The 18,035-nt window shown below is 61.0% G+C and carries 16 protein-coding genes; 4 read left to right on the top strand and 12 right to left on the bottom strand.

What is annotated here, in order from left to right:
- Positions 1-204: 204 nt before the first annotated feature.
- Positions 205-537, bottom strand: coding sequence for a DUF3135 domain-containing protein (locus MRK42_RS04930; protein ID WP_042025790.1), 333 nt, complete (start codon positions 535-537; stop codon positions 205-207).
- 396 nt (positions 538-933) lie between these two features.
- On the opposite strand from MRK42_RS04930, the gene mog reads away from it, so the two are divergent.
- The gene (gene mog, locus MRK42_RS04925; RefSeq protein ID WP_042025758.1) at positions 934-1,464 is read left to right on the top strand and encodes a molybdopterin adenylyltransferase; all 531 of its coding nucleotides are present in this window, start codon (positions 934-936) and stop codon (positions 1,462-1,464) included.
- A 71-nt stretch (positions 1,465-1,535) separates the two neighbouring features.
- Here mog and MRK42_RS04920 read toward each other — a convergent pair whose 3' ends face one another.
- The 7 genes from MRK42_RS04920 to trmB form a co-directional block, all read right to left on the bottom strand.
- On the bottom strand, positions 1,536-1,937 hold the full coding sequence (locus MRK42_RS04920; RefSeq protein ID WP_042072362.1) for a DUF2541 family protein: 402 nt from the start codon (positions 1,935-1,937) through the stop codon (positions 1,536-1,538).
- A gap of 186 nt (positions 1,938-2,123) precedes the next feature.
- A complete protein-coding gene (locus MRK42_RS04915) occupies positions 2,124-2,333 on the bottom strand; it encodes a YgdI/YgdR family lipoprotein (protein WP_026456840.1) in 210 nt (69 codons plus the stop codon).
- Between the two features lie 99 nt (positions 2,334-2,432).
- On the bottom strand, positions 2,433-3,614 hold the full coding sequence (locus tag MRK42_RS04910) for a S8 family peptidase (RefSeq protein WP_201940490.1): 1,182 nt from the start codon (positions 3,612-3,614) through the stop codon (positions 2,433-2,435).
- A gap of 118 nt (positions 3,615-3,732) precedes the next feature.
- The gene (locus MRK42_RS04905) at positions 3,733-5,025 is read right to left on the bottom strand and encodes a sulfurtransferase (RefSeq protein WP_201940492.1); all 1,293 of its coding nucleotides are present in this window, start codon (positions 5,023-5,025) and stop codon (positions 3,733-3,735) included.
- 27 nt (positions 5,026-5,052) lie between these two features.
- On the bottom strand, positions 5,053-5,973 hold the full coding sequence (gene glsB, locus MRK42_RS04900; protein ID WP_042025762.1) for a glutaminase B: 921 nt from the start codon (positions 5,971-5,973) through the stop codon (positions 5,053-5,055).
- Between the two features lie 103 nt (positions 5,974-6,076).
- Positions 6,077-6,409: a YggL family protein gene (locus tag MRK42_RS04895; RefSeq protein WP_042025764.1), complete on the bottom strand. Its 333-nt coding sequence runs from the start codon at positions 6,407-6,409 to the stop codon at positions 6,077-6,079.
- 13 nt (positions 6,410-6,422) lie between these two features.
- On the bottom strand, positions 6,423-7,136 hold the full coding sequence (gene trmB, locus MRK42_RS04890; protein ID WP_042025765.1) for a tRNA (guanosine(46)-N7)-methyltransferase TrmB: 714 nt from the start codon (positions 7,134-7,136) through the stop codon (positions 6,423-6,425).
- A 327-nt stretch (positions 7,137-7,463) separates the two neighbouring features.
- On the opposite strand from trmB, the gene MRK42_RS04885 reads away from it, so the two are divergent.
- Positions 7,464-8,645: a PLP-dependent aminotransferase family protein gene (locus MRK42_RS04885; RefSeq protein WP_338611841.1), complete on the top strand. Its 1,182-nt coding sequence runs from the start codon at positions 7,464-7,466 to the stop codon at positions 8,643-8,645.
- Between the two features lie 174 nt (positions 8,646-8,819).
- Positions 8,820-9,725: a TIGR01777 family oxidoreductase gene (locus MRK42_RS04880; RefSeq protein ID WP_338611840.1), complete on the top strand. Its 906-nt coding sequence runs from the start codon at positions 8,820-8,822 to the stop codon at positions 9,723-9,725.
- Between the two features lie 78 nt (positions 9,726-9,803).
- Here the strand turns inward: MRK42_RS04880 and MRK42_RS04875 are convergent, their stop codons facing one another.
- Together MRK42_RS04875 and MRK42_RS04870 are read right to left on the bottom strand one after the other, a co-directional pair.
- Complete coding sequence (locus MRK42_RS04875; RefSeq protein ID WP_338611839.1) at positions 9,804-12,251, bottom strand: FtsX-like permease family protein; 2,448 nt, start codon at positions 12,249-12,251, stop codon at positions 9,804-9,806.
- Positions 12,252-12,306: 55 nt separating this feature from the next.
- On the bottom strand, positions 12,307-13,002 hold the full coding sequence (locus MRK42_RS04870; protein ID WP_201976798.1) for an ABC transporter ATP-binding protein: 696 nt from the start codon (positions 13,000-13,002) through the stop codon (positions 12,307-12,309).
- A gap of 110 nt (positions 13,003-13,112) precedes the next feature.
- On the opposite strand from MRK42_RS04870, the gene MRK42_RS04865 reads away from it, so the two are divergent.
- On the top strand, positions 13,113-13,712 hold the full coding sequence (locus MRK42_RS04865) for an arylesterase (RefSeq protein WP_223380040.1): 600 nt from the start codon (positions 13,113-13,115) through the stop codon (positions 13,710-13,712).
- Between the two features lie 89 nt (positions 13,713-13,801).
- Here the strand turns inward: MRK42_RS04865 and MRK42_RS04860 are convergent, their stop codons facing one another.
- Both MRK42_RS04860 and MRK42_RS04855 read right to left on the bottom strand, forming a co-directional pair.
- Positions 13,802-14,746, bottom strand: a complete 945-nt coding sequence (locus MRK42_RS04860; protein WP_042025772.1) for a chemotaxis protein CheV — start codon at positions 14,744-14,746, stop codon at positions 13,802-13,804.
- Positions 14,747-14,885: 139 nt separating this feature from the next.
- A complete protein-coding gene (locus tag MRK42_RS04855; protein WP_338612429.1) occupies positions 14,886-17,891 on the bottom strand; it encodes a glycosyl hydrolase family 18 protein in 3,006 nt (1,001 codons plus the stop codon).
- Positions 17,892-18,035: the final 144 nt, after the last annotated feature.

The raw sequence follows: 18,035 nt of genomic DNA, 5'->3' as shown, positions 1-18,035 counted from the left end.
ATTAAAACTTTGGTCATACTAGCTTACTTCTTGCCGCTATTCATCTACTGCTATCAGTGACATATCGTCATTATTTATTAAATAACGCCAAGGCAATCACAACTTCATTACAAGTCATCTTATAAATAACAACAGAATCCCCTCTCCGACTATATTCCTGTCAGGCTTGCTGGATTTAATCAGGTAAAAATAAACTACAGAAGATTATTTAAGATGTTGATAATCTGCCAGCCGGACTATTTTGCTGCTGCTATCGTTTTCATCTGGCAGCTCCTCCTCCTTGAATTGCATCATTTCGGTTTGCATCAAATAAAAGGAGTCTTTCATCATATTGGCAATCCGGATGCAACTGTCGAGATTGTTTTTTGCCAGACGGCGCTGGCCATCAATCTGGAACTGCAGGCCCAACAGACGACGCTGCTGCTCAGGCCCCGCCCGGGCCATCAACTCATCTATCTGTTGCTGCAGTATCGTCTCGAGTTGGGCCGGCTCAGTGGCGGCAAGCTCTTTCAGGGTATCGAAATCAGGCAATTCCATAAAGATGCCCTCCATCATGCACCGCAATATGGACTGAGAAAAGACGACGGCTCATCATCGGCCTCTCTCGTTTTTATATACGCCTGAACAATCCCGGGTTCACTCCCAAAAGTGCGCCTTGCCAGAAACAATAAGACTCAAACTGACAGCAAAGCCTGTAATTATCGATACATTTCAATAAATTATTAATTCAATCCTGAACTCGGTTCCACTTATACAATTTTGTATTATCCCGCTCCTCTTTTATTGCGACCAAACGAACCAGACTCATTATTTTTGCTTCATTCGACACTTATATTTCAATCAAGCATCGCTGCCCAAGCTACCATCGTTTAACTTATCTTGCTGATTATGCTATTTTATTTTCCACTTATTCAGCGCAACCAAGAGCAGACCATGAGCAAGGCAAAAATCGGTATCGTTACTGTCAGCGATCGTGCCAGTGCCGGCATCTATGAAGACCTCTCCGGCAAGGCCATCATCGACACCCTAAACGCCTACCTGACTTCGGAGTGGGAGCCTGTTTACCAGGTGATCCCGGATGAGCAGGATCAGATCGAGGCAACCCTGATCCGCCTGGCGGATGAAGAGGAGTGCTGCCTTGTGGTCACCACCGGCGGTACCGGCCCGGCCAAGCGAGATGTCACCCCGGAAGCCACCGAAGCGGTATGCGATCGCATGATGCCCGGCTTTGGCGAGCTGATGCGGGCCGAATCTCTCAAGTTTGTGCCAACCGCCATTCTCTCCCGCCAGACCGCCGGCTTGCGGGATGACACCCTGATCGTCAACTTGCCGGGCAAGCCAAAGTCCATCCGTGAGTGCCTGGACGCCGTCTTCCCCGCCATCCCCTACTGTATCGATCTGATGGAAGGACCTTATCTCGAATGCGATGAAACCGTCATCAAACCCTTCCGTCCGAAAAAATAATAAAAAAATGGCGAGCCACCCGGCTCGCCATATTCACGGAACAAGAAAATTAATATCCAGGCAGTATTCGTTTACTTGCGACCAAATACTTTAACGCCAGCCTTGCTACGCTCTGAATTACCATAGACTTCAATTTTCTTCACGCAGCGACGTGAACCCAGCGAGCGCCACTCCGTTTCTTTCTCGCCACGCATTTCCCGATCAAAATAGATGGTTTTGGTGCGATCACCACCATAGGTCACCACCACACGCTCCAGGGTCAAATCCCGCTCGGCCTTCACCTTGATATATTTGGTCTGACGGCAGATCACCAAAGGGATGGTTGCGCCATGCTCCCCGGCCCCCAGCAGTATGGTCCGTCCCAGGGTAAATTGGTCATCGCCTGCGTAGCTGCTCGATGCAACGGCCAGCAAGGCGCCCCCCAGCAGGGCTCGGACGGAAAGACGTGATTTAAGGACAGACATCAGGGACATAACACCTCCAATAAAACGGAGCGTCATGATAGCGGCGAAACCATAACGGCAGCTGTACCCGATTAATAAATCTTGCTGAAAAATCATCCACTAATAACAAAGTGTGAGCGAATTAATCATTTCGGGAGAGAGGCCCGAAAATGACAGGGGCTGCCCATGGGCAGCCCCTGTGACCACTGATGGCAATCAGCGCTCCATGATCTGGGTGACGTCATCCTTCTTGATCATCACCTCACGCCCTTCTTCATCGTAATAACGATACATGCCGGTGCTCTCGTCCAGCCTGGGCTTGCTGTCGGTGGTGATCATTTTCCCGTCTTTGGTACTCATGATGTATTGGGAACTGCACGCCACCAACCCGAATGCACATACCAGGATAATCATCAGTTGTTTCATCACCAGTCTCATCTCCCTGTGTTCTCCCTCAACACCGAGGGCGGTGTTTGAAGCCTAGTCCAGAATCGCCAAGCCTGAGGGATTTTAGCCAACTATCAGCTACTTGCGTCCCCCTTGCTTGCCACCGCCCGTGCTGCTAGTGCTGCCGTCACACCCGAGCACCAGCCGATCCGCCGCCGCCCTGGCCTGCACCAGGCCGTAGCCATAGCTGTTGTCCCGTCCGGCCGTTCCCAGATCCTGGGCACTGAGGCGCAAGGTCTGGCGCAATTGATCGTTGCTGCACTCCAGCCGCTGCGACCAGACCAGGGCGGCCACCCCGACCACGTGAGGCGTCGCCATCGAAGTGCCACTGTAGTAGGCGTAACCGCCCGGCACGGTCGACATCACTGAGACACCGGGTGCCGCGAGCTCCACCTGATCGTTGCGTTGGGAGAAATAGGCAAGCTGCTTGTTGGCATCGATGGCTGCCACGCTCACCACACTGCTGTAGGAGGCAGGATAGGACTTGCTGGTATTGCCGGCATTGCCTGCCGCCGCCACGCTCAGCACATTCTGGCTGTAGGCCTGGTTGAAGGCTCTCTCTTCGGTCTTGCTGGGGACACTCCCCCCCAGACTCATATTGATGACCATGCGGGTAAAACCACGGCTGGACATTGCCTGCTGGCAGGCGTTGAGTGCCCCCACCAGGTTGGAGGTATAGGCCCAGCCATTGGCGCCAAACACCTTGATGATGTGCAGCGGCACGCTCTGGTTCGGCAGCACCCCGACCACGCCCATGTCGTTGCCACCCACTGCGGCTATGGTGCCCGCCACATGGGTGCCGTGGCCATTTTCGTCGCTGCTCCAGCTGCCGGTACCGGCATTGTCACTGCCCTGTACCTGAGCCCCATGCGGCAAGTCGGGATGATTGCCGCTGTAACCCGAGTCGATGATGCATATCAGTACCTCCCCGGCCGCCGCATCACTCAGCTGCGGCGCCTGGACCATGGGAATGCCGTAAGGCAGCGTTTCGGCACTGGCATAACGTTTGGCATCCGGTTCAACCCAGAGTACGTTGGGATTACGCGCCAAGGCTGTGACTGCCGTCGACGGCAACCAGAGTGCAAGGGCATTTTGCTCCTTCAGCACCAGTGCCAGCTCGCCCCCCATCCCCCGACTCTGGGCCAGCACGGAGTCGCTGGCACCCGGTTTGATCTGCACCAGATAGCGGGCCCGCTCTGCGGCCATGGCCCCCTGCCCCAGCATCCCTGCCACCAGCAGACTTATCCATACCCGTTTCATCAGTCACTCCTCACGTCGATCTGATATCTCTTCGCAAAAAGTGTAGTGTTCCGTGGCCGCTGACACGAACCGGGATAAAAAAAGCCGGACAGATGTCCGGCCTTTTCACGATTATCAATTACTTGGCGGGCTGACGCTCACCGGTCACCGTGGGATTCTTGGGATCCATGCTCCACTCGTACCAGCCACCGTCATAGACGCTGATCCGCTTCCAGTCCATCAGCCAGGCGTAGAAGAAGGCCTCGGAAGCGCGCCAGCCGGTACCGCAATAGAAGGCGGCCTGCTGGGTCGGCTCTATGTTCCACTCATCCCACATGGCGAGGATCTCGCCGGCCGGTTTCATGGTGCCGTCCGGGTTGTGGAAGTCGCTCATGCTGTTGGCATCCACGCCACCACGCCCCCACTTGGCCCCCGGGATGTCCCCTTTCGGCTTGATGTAGCTGTAACCCGAGGTGTTGCCGACAAACTCGTCCCAGGTTCGCACACTGACCAGGGCGCCATCGGGCTGTTTGAGCAGCTCCTTGGCCTGGGCCAGGGTGGTGAGGTACTCGGGATGCACAGGAATGGTGGCCCCGAACTCTTTGACCGGTGCAAAGGTGTTGGGCAGGCCGGTTTCGGTGCGCAGATGCTGGCCAAACCAGGCCTCCAGGCCGCCGTCCAGCAACCGCACGTCTTCCACTCCGGCATACATCATCAGGTGGGCCGCCCGGGCCGCCGCCATGGTGTTGCGACCATAGAGGATGACGGTGGTATCGTGACGGATGCCATTTTCCAGCAGCAGCTTCTTGAGCGCCTCGTCAGAGACCTTGTTCCACAGCGGCTCCTCCTCCAGGCGGTTGGTGTCGATATACCCCGCCCCCGGAATGTGGCTGATGAGGTAGGCCTTGGGTGCCCCCCAATCCACCTCGAACAACTTCCACTCCCCTTTCGGCGCGGCCACCACCGGCTTGCCGGCCTGCAGATCTGCCAGCCACTGCGGATAGACCAGCTGCTGCCAGCGAACCAGATACTCGCGCGGGGCACTCTGCCAATCCTGCAGCTCGAACAGCTGCTTGATGCCCTGCTGGCGCAACAGGCGAGCCACCTCGGCCACCTCGCGCGGCGCACCGTAAAGAACGACCGGTCGATCGGCTTTCAGTCCCTTGGCGGCAAGCGCCTTGGGCCACTCTTCATCACTGTATTTCCAGTCAGCGGAGAGGAGTTCGGCCCCGGCCACATGGCCACCCTGCTGCTCGCCCTCCATTGGCCACCCCTGATAGAAGTAGCTGGCACGGGTATCCAGGATGACCGCCTGCTTGGCCTTGGCATCGGTCAGGGTGAGCGACGGCAATTCGGCAGCAAGGACGGGCCAGGCACACCAGAGCAGCAAGGTCGCCAGTGCGGCCTGCAGAGAGCGAAGATATCGTTTCATGATGATCTCTCGATTCATTGAACAAGGTTAAAAAATGGAGCGGCCCAGGCGCTCGGCCAGCAACTCCAGCGCCGCCGTGCCCGCCAGCGAATTGCCGGCCTTGTTGAGCTCGGGCGACCAGACACAGACGCACAACTCACCCGGGATGAGGGCGATGATGCCGCCGCCGACCCCGGATTTGCCCGGCATCCCCACCCGATAGGCAAAATCACCGGCCTCGTCATAGAGGCCGCAGGTGGCGAGCAGAGCATTGACCTGCTTGGTGGTACGGGCCGGCAGCAGCGGAGTCGTCTCACCGAGCGGCACACCCCGGTTGGCCAGATAGATGAAGGCCCGCGCCAGATCGACGCAACTCATACGGATCGCGCAGGCATTGAAGTAGCTTTGCAGCACCTTGTCCACTTCATTTTCGAAGTTGCCATAAGCCTTCATCAGGTAGGCGATGGCGGCGTTGCGGGCGGAGTGCTGGTATTCGGAGCGGGCCACTATCTGATCCGCCATGATGGCCGGGTTGCCGGAAAGACGGCGGGCCAGCTCCAGGGTGCGCTGGCGCGGGGCGGTCAGGCGGGTCTCCAGCAGATCGCTCACCACCAGAGCCCCGGCATTGATGAAGGGATTGCGGGGAATGCCCTGTTCAAATTCCAGCTGGACCAGGGAGTTGAATGGCTGGCCGGACGGCTCCTTGCCCACCCGGGCCCAGATCTCCTCCTCCTGATAGAGGGTGAGGGCCAGCGTAAGGCTCAGGGCCTTGGAGATACTCTGGATGGAGAAGGGCTCGAAGGCATCACCTGCGGTGAACAGCTCTCCCTCCACGGTACAGACCGCCATGCCAAGCCGATCGGCGGGCACCTGGGCCAGGGCGGGAATGTAGTCGGCCACCTTGCCTTGCCCCAGCAGCGGGCGCACCTCTTCCAGAATGCTGGCCAGTAATTCGGATGACAACACCATAAGCGATTCCATGACTAAAACGGCTGCGAAGAACCCGGGTCCACTGACAAAAATCCCGCCAGCGGCGGGATTTGTCTATCTGCCCACCATGGGCAAGAGATGATTAGGCCGGTTCACCGTACCAGAGGTCAAACAGCTCGCTGACCACCACGGCTTCCATCCCCTTGGCTTCCAGCCAGGCTTTGACGGCGGCGCGATCTTCTTCGGTGCACTTGCCGAGCTGCTGGGTGCAGATCATCCCTTCCCAGGCCAGGTGGCCGGAACCGGCGAAGGCCAGTTTGCGAGGTTCAATCACTTCATCGATCATCGCATCGACTACCGCATCGATGGTCTCTTCGGCAGTGCCGACCGGGAAGTTGAAACCGATGTCGAACCCCATTTCCTGGAATTCATCGACGCGCAGTTTCTTACGCAGGCGGCGGCTACGATTGGCCATGATAGCTCCTTAGTTAGTTGACACGTTTGAAAATCAGATCCCAAACCCCGTGACCAAGACGATGGCCCCGTTGTTCGAATTTGGTCAGCGGACGCCAGTCGGGACGTGGCACCCAGTTGCCGGTAGCGGAGGTGTTTTCGTACCCCTCGGCGGCGCTCATCACCTCCAGCATGTGCTCGGCATAGTTTTCCCAGTCGGTGGCCATGTGGAAGACACCACCGATGGCCAGCTTCTGGCGAATGGCCTGGGCGAACGCCGGCTGCACGATGCGGCGCTTGTGGTGGCGGCTCTTGTGCCAGGGGTCAGGGAAGAAGAGCTGCAGGCAGGCGAGCGAGCCGTTCGGGATCATGTGCTCCAGCACCTCGACCGCGTCGTGGCAAATGACCTTGAGATTGGTGACGCCCGCTTCCTGGGCGGTACCCAGGCAGGCACCTACACCCGGGGTATGCACTTCGATGCCGATGAAGTTTTTCTCGGGGGCGTTCTTGGCCATCTCGACCAGGGAGGCGCCCATGCCGAAACCGATCTCCAGCACTACCGGCGCTTCGCGGCCAAACAGGGCGACCAGATCGAGCGGCTCTGGCGCGAAATCGATACCCATGACCGGCCAGAGTTCTTCCAGGGCCTTCTCCTGCCCTTTGGTCAGGCGGCCTTCGCGACGGACAAAGCTGCGGATCTTGCGCATGAACTTGCCGTCTTCGTTAAATACATCTTGGGTCACAGGCATAATTGTCTCGTTATTTCATCAATCCGGGTAATACGTCTTGGATCCGCTCAGCGCAAGGACGGCTCGACGCTCGTTATTTCATCGCCTGGCGAAAACAGGGGAGCGAATTATCCCAAGATAGCCACTGGGCGCAAGTGTTTCGCACAACAAATCTTCCATCCACGCCCGCGGATCTCGCAGTCATGGGCAGTGGCCGCCGCCACGGCGCCAAACCGGCTCTTTTTTGGCGAATATTGTTACAGCCATTGCCTCATTTTTTAAATCTGATACAACCGGATAACTTGGCGGTCGAATGGAGTGACCGCTCATCATGCCAGAGAGAGTCCTATGCAGCCGTTTTTTGCCCAGCGTTTCGAAAAAGTCGAGCCTTCCTTTATCCGCGAAATCCTTAAAGTTGCCGCCAATCCGGAGATCATCTCCTTCGCTGGCGGTCTGCCCAACCCGCACCTGTTCCCGGTCAAGGCCATCGACCAGGCCTGCCAGGACGTGCTGCGCGAGCAGGGTGCCGCCGCCCTGCAGTATGCCGCCACCGAGGGCTTCGCTCCGCTGCGCCAATACATTGCCAACCGCTATCTGAGCCGCCACGGCATGCAGGTCAACCCGGACAACATCCTCATCACCAGCGGCTCCCAGCAGGCGCTGGATCTGCTGGGCAAGGTACTGATCGACGAGGAGCAGGACCTCATCATCGAGGAGCCTGGCTATCTTGGTGCCATCCAGGCGTTTTCCGTCTATCAGCCTACCTTCAAGCCCATCACCCTCGGTGAAGAAGGGCTGGATCTGGCGGCGCTGGACGAGCTGCTGGCCAGCGGCTCCAATGCCAAGCTGCTCTACGGTGTACCCAATTTCCAGAACCCGAGCGGCGTCTCCTACAGCCGCGCCAACCGCGAGGCGTTGGCCGAGCGGCTGGTGCGCCACGAGCTGCTGATGGTGGAAGACGACCCCTACGGCGAGCTGCGTTTCGAGGGCGAGCACCTGCCCCCTATCGCCAAGCTGGCGCCGAACAATACCGTGCTGCTCGGCTCCTTCTCCAAGACCGTCGTCCCGGCCTTCCGCCTCGGCTGGATGCTGGTGCCGGACTGGCTGCGCAAGAAGGTCACCATCGCCAAGCAGGCCACCGATCTGCACAGCAACGCCTTCAGCCAGCAGGTGCTACACCGCTTCCTGATGGACAACTCGCTGGATGCTCACCTCGAGAAGATCAAGGAGGTCTATGGCCGCCAGCGCGCCGCCATGGAAGCTGCCCTGGCCCGTCACTGCCCGCCCGGCGTCAGCTACACCCGACCGGAAGGGGGCATGTTCCTCTGGCTGACCCTGCCGCCGAGCGTCAGCGCCATGGCGCTATTTGACGAGGCAATCAAGGAAAAAGTGGCCTTCGTGCCCGGGGCCCCCTTCTACGTGCGCCCCGAGATCCAGAACACCCTGCGCCTGAGCTTCTCCTGTGTGGATGAGGCGACCATCGAAGAGGGGGTCAAGCGCCTCTGCCGCGCTCTCACCCGCATGCTCTGATAGCGCCGCCATGATGGCGAGCACGTTCCTGAAACCAGCGAGTGATCCGCTGGTTTTTTTTTCGCCCGCATCCAGCTGCGGTAACAGAGCAGGCAGAGAATGATGAACCTGCGGCCACTTGTTCAATGCCCAAGAGCTGATTAGAGTGAAAACAACGAATTAGGGAGCGCAGCGATGAAGATTCTGATCACGGGGGGCACCGGCTTTATCGGCCGTCGACTGGTGGCCCATCTCAAGGTAAACCACGAGGTGGTGGTATTGAGCCGCCAGGGCAGTCGCGCCTATACCCTGCTGGGTCACGACATCAAGGTGCTCGACAGCCTGGACAGGCTCGACGATCTCAATGACGTGGATGCGGTCATCAACCTGGCGGGGGAGCCCATCGCCGCCGGACGCTGGAGCGAGCAGCGCAAGCAGCTGCTCTGCGATAGCCGCTGGCTGCTGACCGAACAGCTGGTGGATCTCATCAAGCTCTCAACCACGCCCCCCAAGGTGCTGATCAACGCCTCCGCCATCGGCTGGTATGGCAGGCAAGACGATGCGCCGCTGGATGAGCAGTGTCAGACGCCCCACGACGAGTTCACCCACCAGCTCTGCCAGCAGTGGGAAACCCTGGCTCAGGAGGCCCGCAGCCGCCTGACCCGGGTCTGCATCGTGCGGATCGGGCTGGTGCTTGGCACCGATGGCGGCGCCCTGCCCAAAATGCTCCTCCCCTACCGGTTTGGTCTCGGCGGTCCCATGGGCGCCGGCAACCAGGTGATGAGCTGGATCCATGTGCAGGATCTGGTGCGCGCCATCCTGTTTTTGCTGGAGCACGGCGAGTGCGACGGCATCTTCAACGGCACCGCTCCCCATCCGGTCAGCAACAGGGAGTTCAGCCAGGCTCTGGCGCACACCCTTCACCGCCCCCATCTCTTTTTCGTGCCCGCAACCTTGCTGCGCCTGATGATGGGAGAGGCATCGGATCTGCTGCTGACCGGGCAACACGTGCTGCCCGCCCGCCTGCAGCAGGCCGGTTTTCACTTCACTTACCCTGAACTCCCCCAGGCCCTCACCAATCTGCTGAGATCTCCCCGCTAGCACACCCGATCCCAAACAAAAACAACCCGGCCAATTGGCCGGGTTGTTTTTATTGGCTGTAAATAGGTCTACCACCGCTTACAGCAAGCCCTGCCCCAGGCCGCGCAAGCGATCGCTCAGGGTGCCCGCCAGCAGCTGACGGCGCATCCCCTGCCCGGCCAGCGTCACCAGCACAGCCCCCAGGGTAGGCAAGGTCAGCCAGATTGCCCAGTGGAACTGCCACTGCCCCTCGAACCACCACCACTGCAGGCCAAAGGAGCAGAGCTCCACCACCATGGCGGCGCACAGCCCCGCCAGAGCACCGCTCGCTACCAGCTCCCAGCGCAGCATCTTCTTGAGCAGCGTGCTGCCGGCCCCCAGGGTGCGCATCAGCAGCAGCTCGCGGCGCCGGTGGGCCATGCTGGCCTGGGTCTGGGTCAGCAGCACCAGCAACGCCGCCACCGTCACCAGCCCCAGCATCAAGCCCAGCGCCCGGCTCACCTGTTCGGAAACCTGACTCAAGCGGGCGATCAAGTCATCTACGTCGATGAGGCTGACCGTGGGATGGCGGCGGATGATCTCCACCTCGGCGGCGCGCCCGGCGGCGGGCAGCCGGTAGCTGCCTAGCCAGGTACGGGAGAAAGAGGAGAGCAGATCCTCCGAGAAAATCATGTAGAAGTTGGGGCGCATGTTGTCCCACTTGATGCTGCGAAGGCTGGTCACTCGAGCCCCGAAGCTGCGCCCGTCAATAGTGAAACCGAGCATGTCCCCCAGCTTGATGCCGAGCCTGCTGGCCAGCTCGCTGTCCACCGACACTTCCCCGGGCCCATCAAACCAGCGCCCCGCCACCAGCTGGTTGTCGACCGGCAGGGTGCTGGTGGTGGTGAAATTGAGCTCCCGATCGACCCCCTCGCGGCCGCTGGCGGCCCCCTCACCCACCGCCTCGCCGGCGATGTGGGTCAGGCGACCGCGCACCATGGGATAGAAGTCCGAGGTGACCGCACCAGCAGCCGCCAGATCGGCCAGGATCCCCTCGCGCTCATGTTCCGCCACATTGACCAGAAACCGGTTGGGGGCATCGACGGGCAGACGGGCCGAGAACTCGTCCAGCAGATCGACACGCGCCGCCCACAAGAGGCCAAACAGCATGAGAGCCAGGGCAAAGCCCGCCAGCTGGAACAAGCCGCTGCTACGCTCGCGGGAGAGATGGGCCAGCGCCAGACGCAGGGCGTGAGGGCCATTAACCCTGGCACCCAGCCGCAGCAAGCCGGAGGCCAGCAGCGCCAGCAACCCCATCAGCAGGCCCATGCCCCCGACCAGCCCGAACGCCAGACGCACGTCGGCGGTAAAGCCCCACACCAGGGCAAACAGGCCGAGCAACCCTACCGGCAACGCCAGCCAGGGGGGAACGCTCGCCTCCAGCTCGCGGCGCAACACTCGCAGGGGCGGCACCTTGAGCAGGCGCAGGAAGGGCACGAAGGCGAGCAAAAGGGTGATGAAGAAGGCGACCGCCACCCCGAGAGCAAAAGGACGCCAGGAGGGAGGCGGCAGATCCGGGGGCAGCAACTCCCCCAACAGCTGCAGGGTGAACCACTGCATCACAGTGCCCGCCAGCAGGCCAAGCAGGGCGCCAATCAGGGTCAGGGAGAGCAGCAGCACGCTCATTAGTTGCCACAGGCTGGCACGGGAGGCCCCCAGGGTCTTGAGCAGCGCCACCATGTTGGTCTGGCGCTCGGCAAAGTGGCGCACGGCGATCCCCATGGCCAGCGCCCCCAGCAGTACGCCGCTCAAGGAGGCCAGACGGAAGAAACGCTCCGCATTGGCGAGCGAGCGCCCCACCCGGGACTCGCCGTCATCCGGCTTGATCCACTTCTGGCCCGGCTGCAGCTTTGGTTCCAGCCAGCGCTCGTAGCGGGCCAGTGACTCCCGCGAGCCCTGGAACAGATAGCGCCACTGCTGGCGCGAGCCGGGCAACAGGGCGCCGGTCGCCTCGATATCGGCACTGTGAATGAGGGCCCTGGGCGCCAGCAGGAAGGGGCTGAAGCCCTGATCCGGCTCCTCACCCAGCAGCCCGGCCACCTTCAGCACCGTATTGCCGACCTCCAGCTCATCCCCCGGTTTGGCCGCCAGCAGCTGCATCACCCGGGCCGACAGCCAGATCTCCCCGGGCGCGGGAGAACGCTGCGGGGTCAACTCCAGCTTGCCGTAGAAGGGAAAACCGTCCGGCACCGCCCGAATGGAGGCGAGCTGCAGCGCCTCGCCATGAAACAGCATGCTGTTGAAGCTGATCGTGGTCTGCACCGCCAATCCGTCATTTTTTGCCTGCTGCAACCAGCCATCCGGCATGGCCGTGGCGGTGCGCAGCACCCGATCCGCCCCGATAAAGTCGCGGCCCGATGCCTTGAGGCCGGCATCGAGCCGATCTGCCACCAGCGCCACGCTCAGCACGCAAGCCACGCTCAGGGCCAGCGCCAGCACAAACCAGCGCAGCTCGCCGTTGAATCCCTCCCGGCGAAGCAGTCGCCATCCCAGTCGCCACTGCATCATTCCCCGTGACCTCCATTTACTGGCCAAACAGGCAGGCATGTCATCCCGGATCGTCTCATGCCTCCACTCCTTCGGCTGCCCCTTCCAGCCGTCCGGCCGCCATCACTATCTGGCGCTGGCAGCGCCGGGCCAGCTCGTGGTCGTGGGTCACCACCACCAGGGTAGTGCCGTGCTTGCGGTTGAGCTCGAACAACAGCTCTATCACTTTCTCGCCCGTCTTGCTGTCGAGGTTGCCGGTCGGCTCGTCGGCCAGCAGCAGGCTGGGCCGGGTCATAAAGGCTCGTGCGATGGCGACCCTCTGCTGCTCGCCACCGGAGAGGCGGGGCGGCAGATGGTGCAGCCGTTCACTCAAGCCCACCGCCGCCAGCAGCTCGCGGGCCCTCTGCTCGCACTCCCGCTCGCCGCGCAGCTCGGCCGGCAGCATCACGTTTTCAAGGGCTGTCATGGTGGGCAGCAGCAGGAAGGATTGGAATACGAAACCGATCTGCTCGGCCCGCAGCCGCGCCCGCCCCTCCTCATCCAGCTCGCCGAGGGATTTGCCGAGGATCTCTATCTCCCCCTGGCTCGGCAGATCGAGGCCTGCCAGCAGCCCCAGCAGGGTGGATTTGCCCGATCCGGACGCCCCCACCAGGGCCACCGTCTCGCCGCTATTGACTTGCAGATCGATCCCTTCAAGGATGGTGAGGCTTTCCTGGCCGAGGCGAACCGATTTGCCCAGGCTCCTGACGACGATAATGGGTGTTGAACTCATGCTGCGTATCCTGTTTATTCAGGGCCTTGGTGACCGCCACCATAGGGTGTCGGCACCCTGTGCAGGCCCTTGTCCTTTTTTAATGCCAATCACTGAAGGGAGTTGATGTTATGGCGCGTATTCTGTTTGCCCTCTGTTTCCTGATTTCATCCGTTCAGGCCCAGACCCTGCTGGTGCTGGGGGACAGCCTGAGTGCCGGTTATCAGATGCAGGCCCAGCAGAGCTGGCCTGCCCTGCTCAACCAGAAGTGGCAAAATGAAGGGGCTGTGCACTCCCTGATCAACGCCAGCATCAGCGGCGAAACGACCCAGGGGGGACTGGCCCGCCTGCCCGCCCTGCTGAAAGAACACCAGCCGGACTGGCTGCTGATCGAGCTGGGGGGCAATGACGGCCTGCGCGGCTTCGCGCCAGCCATCACCCGCAAGAACCTGGCCGACATGATTGCCCTGGCCAAGGCCAACCAGACGCGCGTGGTCTTGACCCAGATCCAGCTGCCGCGCAACTATGGTGCCCGCTATCTGCGCCAGTTCGAGCAGATCTTCCCGGAACTGGCCGAGGCCAACAAACTGCCGCTGCTCCCCTTCTTCATGGATGATATTGCGCTGCGCCCTGAACTCATGATGAACGATGGCATCCATCCGACGCCAGCCGCCCAGCCGCAAATCCGCGACAAGGTGGCCCGTTTCATCGAGCCTCTGTTAGAGCGCTGAGGCCTAACCCGTCCTTCATACCGACCTCCTCCCCATAAACAAACATCCCGCCAGGGCGGGATGTTTGTTTTATCAAAGACACACGAAATTTACTGCTCCAGCACCTGGCGCAGACGCTCCTGCGCCACTCCGACCAGCAAGTCGGGCTGAAACTTGGAGATGAAGCGGTCACACCCCACCTTCTTGACCATGGCTTCATTGAAGTTGCCGCTCAGGGAGGTGTTGAGGGTGATGAAGAGGTCGGCCATGCGCGCATCGCTGCGCACCTCGTGGGTCAGGCGATAGCCATCCATCTCCGGCATCTCCGCATCCGTGATCATCAGCAGGATCTCGTCGGTCACCTTCTTGCCCGCATCGCACCACCCCTTGAGCAGGGTGAGGGCCTGCAAGCCATCCTGACACTCGATCACCTCAAGGCCAAGCTGCCCCAGGGTTTCACGCACCTGATTGCGGGCCGTACTGGAGTCATCCACGATGAGCACCTTGCGACCGTGCATCTCGGGCAGGATCTCCCGATCCAGCACCTCTTCCGAGATGCGGATGTCATAGGTGATGATCTCCGCCAGCACCTTCTCCACGTCGATAATCTCGACGATCTGATCGACCCCATCCTCCGGGATCCGGGTGATGGCGGTCAGGTAGTTGGCCCGCCCGGCGGAACGCGGCGGCGGCAGAATATCCTTCCAGGTCATATTGACGATATTGGCCACCTGCCCCACCAGAAAGCCCTGAATGGTGCGGTTGTATTCGGTGATGATGAGGTTGGATTCGCTATCGATGGGCATGGGGCGCATGCCGATGGCGCTGCGCAGGTTAATGACCGGAATCGAGGTACCCCGGATATTGGCCACGCCGCTGATGTTGTGGTGGGAACCCGGCATCTTGTTGAGGTGGGGCAGCTTGACGACCTCCCTCACCTTGAAGACGTTGATCGCAAACATCTGGCGGGTGCCGAGGCGGAACATCAACAACTCCAGGCGGTTTTCGCCCACCAGCTGGGTTCGTTGATCAACTGAATCCAATATACTCGCCATATGCTGACATCCATCTGATTATTAATCGACTCTATTATAGAGAGCAGCGGCCAGGAAAGGCAGACGCTTTTTCCAGCAGAGCGACCAATCAGACAAAAAAAGTGAGGCCGAAGCCTCACTTATCACATTGATTTTAAAATCAATAGCTACAGACTGACTTCCAGCTGCCGTCGCCGGCTTTGGGTTCACTGCTGGTCCACCAGTTGGCCTGCCACACCGCTTTGTTGTGGGTGATGCGATCGCCGCCGCTGGCGTGATCGCCGCGCGGCCAGCTCGGGTAGGCCGGGTAGGAGGCCGGATCCACGTTCTGGCTGCTGCAGGTAGAACCATCGGAACCACCGCCACCTGTGCCACCCGTGCCCAGCACCGCTTCGGGCAGGGTCGGGAACTCGGCCTTGAGACCTATGGTCTGGCTGCCGCTGATGATGCGCATCCCGCTCGGTACGCCGGCGGCTGGCAGATAGTAGGTCATGGCCACTTCCACGTCGGTGCCCGGCGCCCAGGCCTTCCAGGCCGGCAGCGTCAGGGCCACCTTGTGGAAGTCCTTCTCGTTGGCGATGCCGTCCGAGTTCTGGTTGCCGCCGCTCTCCACCACCTTGAGCCCCATACCGCTCTGGTCGGTGATGGTGTCTGAGGTGGAGGTGGGCATCAGGAACTCGATGCGGGTCCCGCCCGGAATGGTCTGGGTCGATTTGTTGGTGAGCTTGAGGGTCGGGTTGATCGGGTAGTTGGAGTCCCCTTCCTTGAAGCCGGAGAGGCTCACGCCGATGTCGAGCTGGGCGGCCGGAGCCGGCAGATCATTCTGCTTCAGGGCCGCCTTGTCGGCCTTGCTGAACTTCTCGTAGGCGAGGCTGGTGAGGGTACTGCCCATCACGTACTCGTTCTTCGCGGCGTCGAAGTCATAGTCCCCCGCCATCTCCCAGAACATGACGCCCCCGAGGCCACGCTTGACGATGTAGTCGAGCTTGTGACCCATGGACTCTTCATCTTCGGTGGAGAGGAACACCTTCTTCTGCTCGTTCCAGAGCCAGGGCGCATGGGCCTTGTCGTCGTAATAACGCACATACTGCCCTTGGATCACGTCTGCCGGGTTGTTGGGATCCAGACCCCAGGCCTGGCCGTAGCTCGGCAGGGTGGTGATGCCGAGGCTGGCCGCGTGTTCCAGGTTCTTGGCGTGCCACATGGGCACGGCGCCGCCGCCGATCTCGTTGCCGTTCTTGTCGAGGTCATGCCAGATGTTGTCGATGCCCACCGCCCCGTTGCCGCAGGGGATGGTGCTGCCACCGGTACCCGGCTGGCAATCGCTCTGGCTCGGCAGCGCCGCCTTGCCCCCCAGACCCTGGGTGCCACCGGTGACCCCCTGCCAGCCACGGGTGTAATAGGGCACCCCTATGTTGATCTTGCCCGCCGCCAGGGCACCACGGAAGTAGTGGGCCGCCCAGGCGGAGTTCAGATAGCCGATGCCGCCAAACTGGGCCTGGGTGTAGACACCCCACTGGGCCAGCTCGGGATCCGCCTTGTTGTCGAACAGGGCGGCGTTGTGGCCGACGAAGTGGTTCCAGGCGCCGTGGAAGTCATAGGTCATCAGGTTGACGTAGTCGAGGTACTGGGTGACCTGGAAGTTCTCCATGCCGCGCAGCAGGTAGGCCGACGCCGGCGAGGCGATGGTCAGCATGTACTTGCGACCGTCCTCGGTCCCGGCGCTGTCGAGTCGCTCACGCAGGGTCTTCATCAGCACTTCGTAGTTCGCAAACAGCTTGCCGCGACACTGGTTGGAGAGCGGGAAGTCGTTCGGGTTGCCCGCATCCTTCATGGAGGTGGGGTACTCGTAGTCGATATCCACCCCATCGAAACCGTACTGGCGGATGAAGCCCACCGCCGAATCGGCGAAGGCGTTGATGCCGGCGGTGTTGACCGAGCAGTCCCCCTTGGTGGTGGCGGTGTAGAAGCCGCGGGTATCGGCCCAGCCCCCGACGGAGATGAGGGTCTTCACGTCCGGATACTGCTTCTTGTACTTCGACAGCAGGTTGAAGTGGCCCTGATAGGCGAACTCGGGATCCATTTCGGCGCCCGGCACCCCGCTCCAGGTCATCTTGGTGGCCGAGTCGTCCACCTTGATGACGTGGCTCTGCTCGTCCACCGCCGCGAAGGCGTAGTTGATGTGGGTGATCTTGTCCCAGGGAATGTCGTTCACCAGGTAGGCGGGCAGACCGTTCTTGCCGGTGCGCCAGGAGGTGAAGTAGCCGATGACGCGGCGGCCGTGGTCATCCCCCATGCACTCGCTGCCGTCGGCGCGGTAGATCTGACGCACGTCGCAGGAGAGGTTGCCGCCGGTGGGAGGCAGGGCCGCCTCTTCCACCTGTACGTCGACCTGGGCCGACTCGCCAGAGAGATTGGTCTTGTCGGTCGCTACCAGCTTGAGACCGGCCAGCCCCTTGTTCTGTGGCGTCCAGCTCAGCTGCCAGGGGGCGCTGGTGTCCTCGCCCACCTTCTGGCCATTCACGAAGAGCTCGACCCTGGCGACGTCGTCATTGGCATCGGTGACATTGCCGGTCACGGTGGCGGCGCGGCCCAGGGTCACCCTGGCGCCGGCGGCGGGGCTCGCGATGCTCACCCTGGGTGCCTCGGGCGCCACCACGGCATTGATGCTGAAACTGGCGTCCGCCTCACTCAGCACCTTGCCGTCCTTGTCCAGCGCCCGGGATTTGAGCTGATGGGCCCCCACTCCGCTGGCGACCCAGCTGGCTGACCAGGGAGAGGCGCTCACTTGCGCCACCGGCTGGCCATCGATCAGATACTCGACCTTCGCCAGCGCGCTGCTGTTGCCACTCAGGGTCACCTCCAGCGCAACCTCTGCCCCTTCGTCAAATGCACTGCCAACGGCGGGCGAGCTGACGACGAGCCCCAGATCCGGATTACCGCCCCCCTCGCTGAACAGTTTCCAGGCATCACCCCAGACCGAACCCACGCCGGGTTCGTAGTGATAGGGAGACGCACCGCACCAGCCGGAGTAGGGGAATTCCTTGCATTCGTAGAGGTTGCCGACGTTGCTGACAACATCGCCAGCCTTGTAGGCCGTGCCGGCCTGATAGGCAGGGTACGCCGCCAGCGCCCAGGCGGGCATGGCAGCAAGGGCCACCAGCATGGCGAGCCGGCTGGGCCTTAGGGTTTGTTGCATATTGTTATCTTCCTTGTTTTGTCTTGGCATGGGTCACCAGGACAAAGAACAATCGCAACCTGCGTGATAGGTGCAGACAACTGGCGATGGACGCGCCACAGACACGACTGT

It is taken from the genome of Aeromonas sp. 19NY04SH05-1 (assembly GCF_040581895.1).
GTDB classification, from domain to species: domain Bacteria; phylum Pseudomonadota; class Gammaproteobacteria; order Enterobacterales; family Aeromonadaceae; genus Aeromonas; species Aeromonas enteropelogenes.
The sequence above is the reverse complement of the archived record's forward strand: the minus strand, read 5'-3'. Positions and strand labels throughout refer to the sequence as shown.

Bases quoted from the DNA above. Each gene is read 5' to 3' on its own strand.
- MRK42_RS04860 (WP_042025772.1), bottom strand. From the start codon at position 14,746: ATGGCGAGTATATTGGATTCAGTTGATCAACGAACCCAGCTGGTGGGC.
- MRK42_RS04930 (WP_042025790.1), bottom strand. From the start codon at position 537: ATGGAATTGCCTGATTTCGATACCCTGAAAGAGCTTGCCGCCACTGAG.
- MRK42_RS04870 (WP_201976798.1), bottom strand. From the start codon at position 13,002: ATGAGTTCAACACCCATTATCGTCGTCAGGAGCCTGGGCAAATCGGTT.
- MRK42_RS04915 (WP_026456840.1), bottom strand. From the start codon at position 2,333: ATGAAACAACTGATGATTATCCTGGTATGTGCATTCGGGTTGGTGGCG.
- MRK42_RS04920 (WP_042072362.1), bottom strand. From the start codon at position 1,937: ATGTCCCTGATGTCTGTCCTTAAATCACGTCTTTCCGTCCGAGCCCTG.
- glsB (WP_042025762.1), bottom strand. From the start codon at position 5,973: ATGGTGTTGTCATCCGAATTACTGGCCAGCATTCTGGAAGAGGTGCGC.
- MRK42_RS04895 (WP_042025764.1), bottom strand. From the start codon at position 6,409: ATGGCCAATCGTAGCCGCCGCCTGCGTAAGAAACTGCGCGTCGATGAA.
- MRK42_RS04875 (WP_338611839.1), bottom strand. From the start codon at position 12,251: ATGATGCAGTGGCGACTGGGATGGCGACTGCTTCGCCGGGAGGGATTC.
- MRK42_RS04855 (WP_338612429.1), bottom strand. From the start codon at position 17,891: ATGCTGGTGGCCCTTGCTGCCATGCCCGCCTGGGCGCTGGCGGCGTAC.
- MRK42_RS04885 (WP_338611841.1), top strand. From the start codon at position 7,464: ATGCAGCCGTTTTTTGCCCAGCGTTTCGAAAAAGTCGAGCCTTCCTTT.
- trmB (WP_042025765.1), bottom strand. From the start codon at position 7,136: ATGCCTGTGACCCAAGATGTATTTAACGAAGACGGCAAGTTCATGCGC.
- MRK42_RS04880 (WP_338611840.1), top strand. From the start codon at position 8,820: ATGAAGATTCTGATCACGGGGGGCACCGGCTTTATCGGCCGTCGACTG.
- MRK42_RS04865 (WP_223380040.1), top strand. From the start codon at position 13,113: ATGGCGCGTATTCTGTTTGCCCTCTGTTTCCTGATTTCATCCGTTCAG.
- mog (WP_042025758.1), top strand. From the start codon at position 934: ATGAGCAAGGCAAAAATCGGTATCGTTACTGTCAGCGATCGTGCCAGT.
- MRK42_RS04905 (WP_201940492.1), bottom strand. From the start codon at position 5,025: ATGAAACGATATCTTCGCTCTCTGCAGGCCGCACTGGCGACCTTGCTG.
- MRK42_RS04910 (WP_201940490.1), bottom strand. From the start codon at position 3,614: ATGAAACGGGTATGGATAAGTCTGCTGGTGGCAGGGATGCTGGGGCAG.